Genomic DNA, 15299 nt, shown 5'->3' on the forward strand with positions numbered 1-15299 from the left:
CGCAATAAAGATTACCAACTGGGCGACCAGAACCAACGTGATAAAACTCAAATTGCCATCCCGGATACCCGTGTCCACCAGGCTCTGCGTCAGGAACGGCATGATCAATTGCAGGATGCTCACTGTCAGCATCCCCAGCACCAACTGGAAAAGCTCCCGTTTGTAAGGTGTCAGATAACGGAAAAAGAAAGACAACTTCCGGTTTTTAGTCTCCACAGGTTCCTCCCGTTCCCCGAACTCCGGGCCCGGTTCGAGAAGCAATGCCGTCCCCGTATCCTTCCCCTCCACCAACGTGCTGAACCAGCACCGCCCGAACTCCGTCCGGTCGAACACCACCCGTCCGGCTGCCGGATCGGCTATATAAAACTTTCCCTTCCTGATTTTGTAGCACACCACGAAATGTCGCTGGTTCCAATGCAGAATACACGGCAACGGTACCTCCTGCTCCAACTGTTCTAAGGTGATACGCACTCCCATCGTCCGAAACCCGATATGTTCTGCCACATCGCTGATTCCCAACATCGAAACCCCTTCACGAGTAATGAAGGCATGTTCACGAAGGTATTGGGCAGAGTAGGTTCGCCCGTAATACTTCGCAATCATGCGAAGGCAGGTGGGACCGCAGTCAGCGGAGTCGAGTTGGTAAAAATGTGGAAATAAATTTATCACAATATCTTTAATAGATAAAAAATATAATTATTCAAATTCATTTATTTCTAGCAATTTGACTTGCATAATATCTTTTGAGAAAATCATATAACACTAATTCATACATACGAGATTGGGATATAAACAATCTATTAAGACTCATATGAATATGACTATATATGAAATTTGTCATGCGGTTTTCCGCTTTTTTATCTTTTTCTAATTTTCTCATAAAATTACTCATAAGTTGTTCCACCTTTTGAGATTTCACTGTAATCAAATTACACATACTAAAAAAATACTGATCCGCGATTGTATTATCTAATACAGACTCAACAATATTTTTATTAAATCTGTATTTAGAATTGAATTGTTTAGAATTATACTGATTAAAACCAAATTCCCGCTTAAATAAAAATGACAAATATTCGACAATTTCATATTTTTCTTCTAATTGAAGTTTAAAATCAGACAAAAAACAATCAATTATTTTTAGAGCTATCATCCAACGATAATTTTCATTATTACATTTTCTTATACATTTTATAATAGACAATATACATTCGCTATCTATATAAAACAAATATTCAGATTCATTCATCAAATTACACCCATAACGTTCTAATTCTTGACTATAAGTATCTATTTGTACTTTCCAAATAAGTTTGTTATTGATCAAAACACTAAGACGTTTATAGATGATATTAACAACATCTCCAAAACAAGAATCATTTTTAAGTAAAAAACGTATTCTCAAATGAAAATCAGGATCAGAATATCTTATATAAAACCACTTTTCAATCAAATCAAATTTCCACAATCTATCCAATATAATTGATATATCTTTTATTAAAAGATCATCTGATGTTTTATAACCTGTATACAGTTTAAAATATACCCATTTGCTTCCTGGTATAAAAACCCTTTTAGTTAACTTCATTGCATTATTTATAAAAAATACAAGACATTGATTAGTATAAAAATCAGTAGTATTTTTTGCTACAGAATCTTTATGATCAAACAGAAATTCAACAAATCGAACATACTTTCGACTTTTAATAATTGAATAAAGAGCATGAATACTCAAAGTATTTTCCCAATCAACAAAAAATTCATTATCCCCATCTGGCATTAAAACATAACGAGGAATAAAGTATTCTTTTCTCCAAACAGAGACAACATCAAGTAATTGATTACCATTATATTTTTCAAAAAAGCATCTAAGTTCGCTTACTTTCACATTCCATATTGCAGAAGATAATATTGTATTCCTATATTTTATTCTTGGCAAAAATGACAATCTATCTTCTAAAGACTTTTCCCAGTTAAATTGTAATCCATTTTTCCCACTTTGAACTTGCATATCACACAAAAAGCGATAAGCAGGCATTAAGTCATTATAATAATTATGAGCTGTAGTTAATCTTGGAACAACTATTTTATTCAATTTCTTAGATCGAATGATTAATTTTCCCTGTTTCATTGATAAAAATAAATCAGATAATAATATTTGTTTATCTTGTGGAAGATCTGAATAAGAATTTATTGGAATTTCATACTCTCTTAAATGCGGTCTTGAAAGAATATTACAAATCCTTGCCTCCGGTGAATAAACAACCTCTGCTAAAATCACATCAGACATAAGTTCTTGTTCCTTTCCTGTAATATCAATTATCAATTGTTCTATCTCTTTATCCATATGAGCAAATCGACTCAACAAATTAGCAGCAGAACTTCCACCACAAGATCTCAATTTAATACAAATATTTTTAGGATCAGCACATACAATATCAACCATTGCACATATAGTCGGAGGCAAAGCATCTATATTAGTTTCTAGGCCTTCAACATCCGCATCTGTTAATTCAACTTCTAACTCTCTAAATTTATTAGATGAAGAAATAATTTTTTGAAATAGTGTAGACTGAATTCTGTTATATAATGAATCTCCCCGTTGATCATCTCTAGGTAGCATCAAGTCATTTATCAAAGAAGAAGAAATTTGTCCACCAACTTTAGATGGATAACCAATCCCTATTTCGGGATCAAGAACCTCTAACAATGCAACTTCTCTATCTTCATATCTGTTATAGAAATCTTGCTTAAACCTAGATAACATTTCATTTTTCTGAAACATAGTTATTTTACTTAAAAAATTCATAGCCAATTTTATCTCATTTATAATATCTGAATTCAATACAGAATATGAACTTTTTCTTTTCATATCAACCTGAAATACAAATTGCTTTTCATATGATCCTCCTAGCTTTTTCAATTTTTCAATAATCTCATCATATAATTTGAAACTATACGAATCAATTGTTGAGTTTAATTGATCTAACAACAATTTAACTTTTCTTAATTCAATTAATACAGAATCATCTGAATCACTAATACTATTCAAAAGACTTATAAATCGCATAAAAAAATCCTCTCCTGTTACAGATTGGTTTAATTCTGGAACTAAAACTTGACTATCTATTAAATCATTCACAAATTTATCTGCTGACTCCTCGGAAATTCCATCGCTAATTAGTATTGATGTAAGAGTTTTTATATTAGCACCTTTTTGAGCGATCTGTAATAATTTATTTACATAATAAAAATTAGAAACTTCAGTGATTTGGTATTTTCTTTTCACATTGGTATATAATATTTCTATATATCTAAACCGTTTACCTATTTTATACAAAGTTGTATTAGGATAATACTTTACTCTATATCTAAAATCCATTTTTAAAATAAGTACATTATATAAAGATAAAAGATAATACATATCCAATCGTGTTATTTTATCAATGCTACTATTTATGATAATATTTGTTGCTTCTTCTCTATCCCCTACACGTCCAACACCACAACCTGCAAATAACCCAAAAGGTGTACAGCGAGTCGACATACGACTTATATAACGTACACAAGACAATACAACCTTATTAGTACTTTCTTCATTTCCATCCAACATCTTAATATACTTTTCAATTTCCATAAACAAAACAGGAGATGCCAAAAAAATTGCCTCCTGTACTTCAATACGTCTTATACATTCCAATAAACTATCTCTATTTTCTAGCACAAAATGTAAACGATTATACGGCAACAAAGGTATACGATAAAAAAATTTATCAAAGGATTTATAAGTCATCATATTATCATATAATTAAAAAAATATTATCGCATCAAAAGACATTCTTCCCATCTAATAGTTGGATCAATAGTAGATAATAAACTTAATCCCACTCCACATACCCCTTGTAACAAATTACAATATTCAAGTTCGCTACTAAAGACTTGTCCTCCTACATGAAATTTAAAACCAGCTTGTTGTTGCTGTTGCTGATATTGAGTTGAAAAATTCATAGTCTTTTTTACCCAAAAATTCCAAATTTGAACTAAATAATCACATTTTGTATATTCATAAAAAGATTTGAACAACATAGCAATGCCAGAAGTTCCATGACAAACACAAGCATCAAACACAAAATCTTTATTTAAATCTACTCTTTTCGATGATTCTCTAATAATTTCTAATGCATGAATATATAGAGTTTTATTATCTAATACTTTTGACACATTTAAAATCATAAGTGCTATACCTAAATCACCATAACACCATCCCATTCTACTATATAAACTACTATCAAATTCCAATGTTTTTGATGGATATATTGATCTATTTTTATATGGATACTTTTGAGAAATAACAAAATTAATTCCTCCATTTATAATCGCTTCACACTCTATCACTCCTAATTCATATATTTTTGTCAAAATCAAAATTATACTAGACATTCCATGAGCTAAACTAACACTAAAACTATTATCCAAAATAAAGTTTTTCCATTTATAATTAGACATTTCTTTTATAGCTAAAAGATCAATTTGTTTAACAAAATCCTTTAAATAACAAAGCTTATTCTTCTTCAAAAAATAAAAAACGATTCCTGTCGCACCATGGAGAAAATCATAATTACTAAATGACAATAAAAACATCATTTTATTGTATAAATAAAAATCTAATTCATCTGTTATTTTGTAATCTCCATCACTTAAATCTCCATTTTTATGAAGAAAACTTAACAACCATGCAATTCCAGACAAACCTCTACAGAAAGAATAATCAGTAATTTTATACAAATTAATACGATCAAAGATATCTTCCAACAGAATATATTCCAAACCATCGTAGAGAGATTTTTTAAATATTTTATTGTAATAATAAAAAAACAATACATATCCACCAATACCAGTAAATAGACCTATATCATCAGGTCTATTTAATTTCAAGTATGATGCAATTTCATGAATTTTATCTTCAATTTCCTTTTCCATAACTAAACAATTCTAACAATCATCATAATAATATATGGCACAAATAAAGTAATAAATGGAACACTAATATATGAAATAATAGAAGCATATTTTGTTTTACTTCTCAACAATTTATATACAATAGACGATCCTAAACTTCCTGTCAAAGTATATATTGATACAATTACATATTCATTAGACATTGCTTGCAATATACTTTTATTCATAGAATCACCACGATCTATTGCATAGAATAAAATGCATGTAAACAATGCCAGTACAATAAACATTAAAAACCTCTTCATAATTTCACTATAAATAATGTAAATCAACCTTGATCTACCTATTAAACTAATCTATTTACACTATAAATACCAACATTTCAAAGATATAGCCATCTTTTGATTACTTCAAGAACGCATCTTCTTTGTTAAATAATGTATTTACTACTATTTCCATGCTGACTTTACTAGCAAACCAGCATGGAATACACAATAGAGATTAAAACAAATCATTGTTTCATAGTTCCCATCAATACTTTATCCTCAATTGGTCATTATTTTTTTACATTTAGAAACCAAACTTTAAGCACAGTTAATTCTACTTAGTAATAACTTTTAGTACACTATTCTAAATGCAAAACACCTAATAACCGATTGGTACTAATAATCATTACAGGGATGATCGTTACAAAAACTGAAACAAGAATCATTGATTGTAGGCATATCACAATGATGATACGGAGTATCACATGTTAGACCACAACTTTCACCACAAGTAACATACTGCACAGTAGGCTGTGTATTCAAACACATCTGAGGATTTGTAGACGCACATGCTTGTCCAGAACCTGTTCCTCCCTTAATTTGCTTCAAGGAGTTTTCACTTAATAGTGAAATGACTTCTTTCTTTAATACCAATTTTTTCAACTTCATAATATTTTAATTTAGTTAAAACATCTACACTCCCTTACATATGGAAGCTTATTATCTAATCATTTTAGGCTATTCGACAAATCACCTATATATATTCTTAGGGTATATACAAAGTCACATTTCTTATACTCTTCAGTTTAACTTCAGAATTAACTTTCCCATAAAAGAAATCTACATAAACATCTTTTTCTACTTGGTAAAACAAACTTTTAGCTCCACGTTCTATTTTACTTAAGTATCCCAAATGCAACATCAAAGTTTGACTCTGAAAAATATTTTCTTTATATGGTATAGAAGAAAAATGAAGTTTCCTTCTAACAACAAATTGCATCCTTCCCTTATTCCTAAACATCCTCCATCTAAACCATAGACCGTTTCGAGAATAAGGGTTCGTATCCTCCATATCCGTCCGGTACGTCTCCATGCTATCCCACAGATTCGCTATCCAAACACCGACCGTGTCCACATCATCCCGCTTCATCACCTCACGCAAATCTACAAAACGATCATCAAAACGTTCGTCCGCATCTATGAAGATAAACCACTCAGCTTTGAAAAAGGAAGCCATATCCAACAACATATTCCGGTTCTGCTTGTCGTTGAACTCCGTACGGACTTTCTTCGCTTTCAACAATAGCTTTTCAGACTGGGCTATTTCATACGTATCATCCCGGCTATCATCATCTAACAGGATAATCCCGTCACAATATTTCTCCACGCTCCGAAGACAATCCGTAATCCGCTCCGACTCATTATAAGTCGGGATCAACGCAATCAAAGGATACGACTTTTCAAAGACCTCGTCAGAGGGTATATCAAACCGCTTCAATGCCGAAAGATACTCACGGCACTGCTCCTTCGCAAAAGGATGTTCCCGCCAGTCATAAAGCAACTTCCCTGGCTCCGGTTCTGACCGATTGTCAGCTTTGCTCTCAATCGGCAACAACATGTCATACAAAAGATCCTCCGGTACATTTTGCTCCCAAGCTTCCGACAACCGGCTTTCCCCCGATTGCAACAAGGCATCCGGGAAATATAAACGATGAATGTCCGCCAATTCCAAACGCCGACACAGATTCTCTTCCGCACCTTCCAGTATATCGTATTGTTCATCATAACCGCCTACCCGCTCCAAATACTCTTTCTTCACCATCAAACTGCCATACGAAAAACCAACCGCATAATGCAACGGGTATTCATCCAACATCTCACGCAATTCGTAAATGACATCCGTTTGAAACAAAGATTCAGGAAACATCAACAGGGCATACTCCTTTACCGACTGGCGGATGCCTTCATTATAAGCTGCCGCCCTGTTTTGCCACGAGCCGGACACCACTTTCCAACTGATAAAAGGGTATTTTCGGATACATGCCAATAAACTTCGGCAATCTGATGCTTCATCCACCAGCAAAACGACCTCTATGCCGTTCCGCTCGTAATAAGCCGTACGCAATGGCAAGCTTTCCACAAACGACTCCAACCGGTCACCCAACGGAACCACAATACTCAGGTCAAAATTAGGCAACTGTTTCATAAGGCAAAAAGGATTAGTTTCTCTTTCCACAATTCATACAGGTTCGACCACAAGACTGCCCGGTCTTCCCTGCCGTATCCATTCCTTTCTGCCAGTTCCCCGACAGAGACTGCCCCATTACATTGGTTCAACAAAGCAACCATTTCCGGTTCCAGCTCACCGAAGCAAGTCAGGCCACGCTTCAGATAGGATTTACCATCCCTGTCCTCTAACACAAACAACGTTGACAAACGAGGTTTCAACAACAACCGTTTCCGGCGGTCGCGCATACAGATAGATAAATCAATAATCCGTTCTATCTCTTGTAACACCCTTTTCTTAAATACAGGCTTGCCAAAAAACGATAATACCTGTTTTTGAAGGAACAAAACCTCTTCCCGCCGGTCAAATGCAAACACTTTCCTGATTGCTGATTCCAATAAAACAGAAGAAACCGATTCCCCCAAACATCCTCCTTTACGCCCCTTAAAACGAATGGATTGCAGCGAGGCATAATTCTCCGATGTCACCAATCCGCCCAAACCGTAATCACCCAAAACAACACAAGGCTTGCATAAGGCCAATGCCTGCACGGCATCCATTCCGGATGCCACCACCAAATGAGCTTGCTTATACGCAGAAATACGGGAGGATCGTGGTACTACTTTTACAAATGGGGGGAACGCATTTTTCAAACAGGCATATTCATCGGATACAATAGTTAACGTAGCATTGGTCTGCCCCAGGAATGTCAACAATTTTAGATCGTTCTCGCCTACAGAATTTCCGGTCGGGCAATAAACGATACGGCAAACCTCCGGCTGCTGTTCGTAAAGATAATAATCACCCGACCTTTCCACCGGATAACAAAGATGAAGCAGCATCTCGTCCGGGATGCCCCAAGCCGACAAGGAAGCATTTCCCAAATGAATGACCCCATACAGGTTTTTTAAATGGGGTAACATAATCCACAACACGGTTACCGCAGGAAACAAATAAAACAGGCGTATCAGACAACCATTTAAAAAGATCCTTATAACGTATCAAACAAAAAGAATTTTGGACAATCACTAAATCATACCTTCCATCCTCACGATATGTCTGCTCCGTAAACAGATCTCCAAACAGGTGAAGTTCGCTACAAGCGGAAAGCACTTGTCGCAAATACAAGGATATTTCCATTGAATAAACGTCCAACCCGTCCTTCATTCCTATATATAATATCCGCAAGTGCCTCATCTGTATTGATTTATTGGGGTTAAAAACTCAACAAGAAGGCTTTCCGGCCAAGCCTTTCCAACTTCACAGGTCAACGTTTGTAATAATAGTAAATTTCTTTCAACCTTGCAAATAATTTCACAAAAAAGCATCCGGCAAAGCATTTTTTTGTGATTCTAATCTCAACTCTCCTTTATCAATCAGACCGGAAATCAATTCATACAAGAAATACAGCAATGTCCTGGAGGAAAAGAAACCGGATTCTCCCAACTTATCCAACGCCGGTAAAAAATTATCCATCAGGATCGGATAATAGACACTGTCTTCTTTTACCAAATCCAAAAAATATTCCACCATGTCCAGATGGATACGATCTGCTGCTTCATCCATTTCCGCCTGGCATTTCCTACTCGTTTGTTCCGGATACGTCCTATACCGGGTCAATATTTCCGGAAGGTTGACAATCTCACCGACCCGGGCTATATCCGTCCACAACTTCAAATCGGCAGCAAAAGAATAGCCCTGCGAATACCTTAAACCATGCTCTACCAAAAAGCTCTTACGGATAAACCCGGTCGGGTTCATCACCGGGCAATCAAATACCATCGCTTTGAGAACATTCCGATAGCTTAACGGTACCCGCATGACTCGAGAATACATGCCGAATGATTGCATATACCCGCCACATACGGCCACCCGGGGATTACTTTCCATATACTCATATTGTATCTTCAGCCGATCCGGCATCATAAGATCATCATGGTCCAGCAAGGCTATGTACTTTCCTTTCGCCAAATCAATCCCCTTATTGAGCGTATTTATAAAATCATGCGGGCAAAGGATATATTTTATACGCTCATCGGTATAACCCGATATGATTTCTGCCGTTTTATCTTCCGAGCCGTCATCCAACAGTAATAATTCAAAATCCGGAAAGGTTTGTTCCAATACGCTATCAATGGTTTCAGCAATATATTTTTCTGAATTATAAACTGGTATTAACACGGATACCAATGGAGTCAAGTTGTTTTGCTTACGATTTTCCATTCTATTTACTATTTACCGATCAACACAAATCCCGTTCTACCAATATCGGATAGAACCGTTTACATAAATCCCAACCCGGCCGATACACCTCTTCCAACGGTATCTCCGACGCGCCATGCCGTTTCAACAACAACGACAAAGCACTTTGGTCATGCCGATGTTCCACAAAACCAGCTTCGTCCGGAGACCGAGAGGGACTATCATCCAATAAATGAAAACATTCATAATATAACTTCAACCAGCGTTGAATCAAACCGATCGTTCCCGCCTCTTTACGGACAAAAATCACTCCTGCCTGATATTGAGGTGATGATGCGGTTTCCGTACCACGTACCTGGAAATAATCCAACAAATCCCCTTTCGTCCAATAACATTCCTTCCGGATCGCTTCCATAGGCGAAACCAAAAATCCGCTATCGTTCTGTTTCACCTCCTGCCAGTACTCCAATAACTTTTCTCTTCCCCGGCTGTTCAAGTGGCAACCCATATCCACATACAACAAGACATCGCCATCGTCCATCTTTGACAAAGTGTCCAAGATTACCTGCGGCTTCCAGACCCAATAACCAAAACCACGCACATCGGCTTGCAATTGGTCTTTGAAGTCTTCACGAAAAGAGGCAGGTAAATCAAACTCGTTATAAAGATGTATGGCATCAAACAGGTCGAAATCTTCCGCTTGTTCCTGTAGCCGTTCACGGCTCGCCTCATAACGGGAATCTCCGAAACTACAGAGCACCAACCTGCCGTCCGGTCGCTTCCGGGATATTTGCGGATGTTGCTGCCCAGCCTGTATCAACCGGCAAAGGCGGATATAAGGATGGATTTGTTGGGCCGCCGCTTTCTGTATAAATGACGGACGCAACGGGTGTTTACGCCACGCTTGGTATTGTTCATACAAGGCAGGATCATCCAGGCAGGCTTGCAAATAGGCTGCCAACTCTTCCACAGTTTCATGCTTGCGGACATCGACATAACAGTTGTCTCCCGGTGCAAATTCATCGACATTGGGAGCTCCCAAATAGACCGGCACGGCTCCCGCCAGCAACGGGTCAAAGAATTTCTCCGTCACGTAATCTTTGGCACAGGAGTTCTCAAAAGCAATTACAAATTTATACCCTTCATATAAAGCCATTTTGGAAGAAAGCCCGTTATCTTCTTCCAACCGGCTGTTGTTATACAGCTTGCCGTAAGAGTCAATCCGCACCATCTCCATCAATTCTTTCAAATATTCCTGCCTGCCACTACGGTTGAACGGGCTGGAAACCAACATGCAAATGCCCCGTTTCTGTTCAAACGGACGGGGAACCGTCTGCTGCAAACGTCCCGGGTAACCGGCTTCATAATAGGGATGGACCACATCGGCTCCCTGATGGTATGACATCCAATAGTCGAACAGGCTCATAAATTCCGTACTTTTGATGAACGGATAGTTTTCCTCACACTCCAATGTCCAGCCGACCCAACGCTGGCCGGGGGATTTTTCCAGATCGCCTTCCAAATCAAACTCCAACGTCGGCAAATGGAAGACGACCGCATCGGCACGAGCCAAGTATTTCCGGTCGGAGGTTATCAACATGCCTTCCGGCACCTGCTCCCTGGGATACACCAATGGCGCATCCCAGATACGGCTATAGAACAATAATACAACCTTGTCATCCGGTACCAGTGCCGGCATACCGTCAACTTCCGGAGAGACAAGCCAGGCATGGTAATTCCTTAATTTCTTCCGGCCAACCGAATAAAGGGACATACAAATCGAACGGGCTTCCGGCGTCAAACGGTTCCGGTCATGGTACAATTGATACAGCGAATGGGATTCCAAACGGAAACGGCTATCCCGCTTCTTATCCAACAACCGAAATGCCAACTTATAAAGTTCGGCGGCTTTCACATAAAGCATGCTCCGGACTTGCCGACGCTCTTCCGCGCTGAAACGACCGGCAAATTGCAAGATCCGGTTGGCAATATGCACCAAGCTGTTTATCCGTCTGCCCGTATCCAACGTTTTCATAATGGAACCCGAACGCTGACGGTAATAATAAAACTCCCGGTCCGTACAAACGACACGCCTGGCCAAACACAAAGCCTTCACACTCCACAATTCATCTTCATGGAGCACCGGTTCAAAACGCAGCTTCTCCTGTTCCAACCACTCCCGACGATACAGGTAAGAGGTTGCCATCGGTACAAACTTTCCATTCCGGATAAATTCCGCAAAACAACAGCCGCCTGCATATACACCACCTTTCACTGAATCAGGTACAGGTAAAAACGGGGCATATTCATAATCGGGATCATCCGGCACGACATAACGGACATATCCCAATATCATATCTAACGCATCTTGCTTCGCCTGCCGGTAAAGCGCAACCAACCGCTCCGGCTCGATCCAATCGTCGCTGTCTACAAATGCCACATATTCGCCGCCCGCAACCTCCAAACCGCTATTCCGGGCGATCCCCGGACCTTGGTTTACTTGATGGATCGCTTTGACAAAAGGATAGTGCGCGGCATACCGGTCCACCAGTTTCGCTGATGAATCGGTAGAGCCATCGTCTACCAGTATGATTTCCACTTGGATAGACGGAATCCGCAATAAGGATTCCACACAAGCATCCAGATATTCTTCTACATTATAAACGGGAACAATACAGGAGAGGTGGTATGAAGATTTGTGTTTCATGGTCTGTAGGATTTATTCCGTTTACAATGTAAGAACTTTTTTTGTTAATACCAACACAAACAGATAATATTATTGTTCCTACCGTAAAAAGCAGTAAAACGATTCAAAAGATTCAGCCACCTTCACACACGCGCGATCGCGTACGGAATAAATACACGCGCGTTATAATGTAGCCGCATATACGTGTGTGTGAGGGAACTTGAATCTTTTGAATTTTTGAATCGCCACTTATCATATCCTTTAACCACCGGAACGATAAAGGAAGAAGATTAGTAATCTTCACCCTATAAGATTACTAACCTTGCACATGAAAGATTACTAATCTTACCGGACCGGCATAGGGAGAGTTTTTGAACGTTTGATGTATCATTTAAAGATTATCGTTACATTTGTAGTGATATTTAAAAGAAGTTGCGATGAATGATAGACCGTTGATACTGATTACAAATGATGATGGCGTTAATGCCAAAGGTATTAAAGAGAATAGGTAAATAAGAATCTTTGGGCAGAACAACACCCCAATTAGTGCATTCTAACAATGCCCATCCAAAGGTCGTTACAATGCCCATTCAAGCAACCTTATACTGCCCATCCAAGCAACCTAACAATGGGCATTGTTAGAATGACTGTTTTTAGAGTAAATTTTTTCACAGCTTTCACTGCTAAAACCCTTCTTTCAGTATCTTTTTCAGTGGCAGGAAAAAACGTTCTATCAAACGTACATCATCGGTTACGATTTCGGCTATGGCTTTCATTTCATAAAATACAGGTAAGTCCTTAAAAACTGATATGCGTTTTTTTATGAAGAGAATCAGACTGTCTCCAATGGGCAAACTACTATTTTATTTCAATTTTACTATCATCAACACCGGATTGTCATCTTCTTTCATACGGGTTACTATTTCACGAAAACGAGCTGCTTCGGCTGATGTACGGGTTTCCGCAAATTGCAGGATCTTCTCGCGATTTTCTACAATCTCTGGGGCTGAAAGCCAACCGATAATCTTTTCTCCGCTACGATATTCCGGAGTAAAAGGCATACCGGATACCAAATCATCCGTAAAATAGGCGGACAACTTTTCTCCCGTACGTTCCCTGACCGGAGCATCCTCATGTAAACTTTGATAGACTTGACCATCTATTTTGTCATACACCATAAAATACCTTTTCGACTCTTCAAAACATCTAAACAGTACAAATCTGTCCGATTCAAATATATCAGAGTTTGAACGCATCATCATCGGAAGCAACAGGCGCTTATCGCCACTGCCACTATGAAACAGATTGTACATGGATGGACGATAGTTTGTGCCGCTCAACGTGCGGTCGGCTACCAATTCATTTTTGTCCACCCGATAAATAGTATCATTACCATATTCCAAAGTATAGAAATGACCGTTATATTCCCATAATGAATTTTGCATCGGGCCATAATGCCAGCCTTTCTCTTTATCTTTGGTAATCGGATAAAGATGGCTTTTATACGTTTTAATAAGTTTTCCTGAAACATCCATCAATCGCAAAGCCGGACAATTAGGTCTATACCGTTCACTATCCTTTGTCCGTACAATATAAGTTCCCGCATCCATCTTAGCTAAAGAAGTCGCATATCTATCAGAAACAGATACACTTTTCAAAAATCCCCCATCATAATCGTACGTCTTTATTCTATTTTGACCAACATCTACAACCGTGACGGTTCTTTGTTCTCCATCTACCATCAAATTATCTCCAAGCTGCGCATATTCCTCCGGCCCTTGTCCTAATGAGCCTATTTTATTCTTGAAACGTCCCGCACGATCAAAACGATAAATAGCGTCTATTCGCCAAATTACAAAAACATCACTGTCTGTCAATGCCACATCAGCAACGAAAGTTCCATCCAATAACGGATCAGGGGCAAGAGCACAAAAGTCGATACTATCCGCTATCTCGGACACTTTATTCTTGATACCGGAGAGTTTGTCGTAAATGGGAAGATCCTTTCTGCCTATATCGACAGTTTTTTCCTTGTTCTCTACCACAACTATTGTGTCGACAACAGCTGCCACTTCTCGGTTACTATTGGAAAATGTGCAACTACCCAATGCTAACAACGAAACGAATAAAAGAGCTAGACGATTCATGATATACCTAAACTTTTATGTTTGAAATACTATTTTTAAATAACCACATTTTTTAATGTTATTATTCAAAGAAAATCTAATCCTGCAAAAAGAAGATGTGCTCAAATATACTTTCCTATCGTATTGATCAGATTATGAACATATCTTACACTGATAATCAACACTCAATATAAAACAGTAAATCCACTCCTTTACGCCCTTTGAAACGGACAGACTGCAACGAAGCGTAATTCTCCGATGTCACCAATCCGCCCAAACCGTAATCACCCAAAACAACACAAGGCTTGCATAAGGCCAATGCCTGCACGGCATCCATTCCGGATGCCACCACCAAATGTGCTTGCTTATACGCAGAAATACGGGAGGATCGGGGTACTACTTTTACAAATGGGGGGAACGCATTTTTCAAACAGGCATATTCATCGGACACAATAGTCAACGTGGCATTGGTCTGCCCCCAGGAATGTCAACAATTTAAGATCGCTCTCGCCTACTGAATTTCCGGCCAAACCTTTCCAACTTCACAGGTCAACGTTTACAATAATAGTAAATTTCTTTCAACTTTGCAAATAATTTCACAAAAAAGCATCCGTCAAGGCATTTTTTGTGATTCTAAGCAGGTTGTTAGGGCTATAATATCCTTTTATATTTGGGCCATGCCGATGTTCCACAAGACTGGCTTCGTCCAGAAACCGGGAGGGACTATCATCTCCGGTGATACAGGTAAGAGGTTGCCATCGATACAAACTTCCCGTTCCAGATAAATTCCACAAAACAATAGCCGCCTGCATATACACCACCTTTCACTAAAT

At 38.3% G+C, this 15299-nt stretch carries 10 protein-coding genes and 1 pseudogene; all 11 read right to left on the reverse strand.

Features of this window, described 5'->3' with window-relative positions; genetic code table 11:
• A partial coding sequence (locus NBH15_RS07535) for a cysteine peptidase family C39 domain-containing protein (protein WP_250822370.1) occupies window positions 1-669 on the reverse strand: 669 nt, incomplete at its 3' end.
• Between the two features lie 37 nt (window positions 670-706).
• Entirely contained in the window at window positions 707-3796 is a 3090-nt protein-coding gene (locus NBH15_RS07540) for a lantibiotic dehydratase (protein ID WP_250822371.1), read from the reverse strand.
• Window positions 3797-3819: 23 nt separating this feature from the next.
• The gene (locus NBH15_RS07545) at window positions 3820-4980 is read right to left on the reverse strand and encodes a lanthionine synthetase LanC family protein (protein ID WP_250822372.1); all 1161 of its coding nucleotides are present in this window, start codon (window positions 4978-4980) and stop codon (window positions 3820-3822) included.
• Between the two features lie 641 nt (window positions 4981-5621).
• Complete coding sequence (locus NBH15_RS29355; RefSeq protein WP_350472266.1) at window positions 5622-5894, reverse strand: class I lanthipeptide; 273 nt, start codon at window positions 5892-5894, stop codon at window positions 5622-5624.
• Window positions 5895-5991: 97 nt separating this feature from the next.
• Window positions 5992-7431, reverse strand: a complete 1440-nt coding sequence (locus tag NBH15_RS07550; protein ID WP_250822373.1) for a glycosyltransferase family 2 protein — start codon at window positions 7429-7431, stop codon at window positions 5992-5994.
• A complete protein-coding gene (locus NBH15_RS07555; protein ID WP_250822374.1) occupies window positions 7428-8375 on the reverse strand; it encodes a hypothetical protein in 948 nt (315 codons plus the stop codon). Before NBH15_RS07555 ends, NBH15_RS07550 begins: the two co-directional genes overlap by 4 nt.
• A 391-nt stretch (window positions 8376-8766) precedes the next feature.
• Complete coding sequence (locus NBH15_RS07560) at window positions 8767-9675, reverse strand: glycosyltransferase family 2 protein (RefSeq protein ID WP_250822375.1); 909 nt, start codon at window positions 9673-9675, stop codon at window positions 8767-8769.
• A 19-nt stretch (window positions 9676-9694) separates the two neighbouring features.
• Window positions 9695-12361, reverse strand: coding sequence for a glycosyltransferase family 10 domain-containing protein (locus NBH15_RS07565; RefSeq protein WP_250822376.1), 2667 nt, complete (start codon window positions 12359-12361; stop codon window positions 9695-9697).
• Between the two features lie 662 nt (window positions 12362-13023).
• Window positions 13024-13137, reverse strand: a pseudogene (locus tag NBH15_RS29500) (HlyD family efflux transporter periplasmic adaptor subunit); the annotation flags it as partial.
• Between the two features lie 66 nt (window positions 13138-13203).
• Window positions 13204-14487, reverse strand: a complete 1284-nt coding sequence (locus NBH15_RS07570; protein ID WP_250822377.1) for a DUF4934 domain-containing protein — start codon at window positions 14485-14487, stop codon at window positions 13204-13206.
• A 157-nt stretch (window positions 14488-14644) separates the two neighbouring features.
• Entirely contained in the window at window positions 14645-14896 is a 252-nt protein-coding gene (locus NBH15_RS07575; protein ID WP_250822378.1) for a hypothetical protein, read from the reverse strand.
• Window positions 14897-15299: the final 403 nt, after the last annotated feature.

The organism is Parabacteroides caeci, assembly GCF_023656795.1.
Classification (GTDB): domain Bacteria; phylum Bacteroidota; class Bacteroidia; order Bacteroidales; family Tannerellaceae; genus Parabacteroides; species Parabacteroides segnis.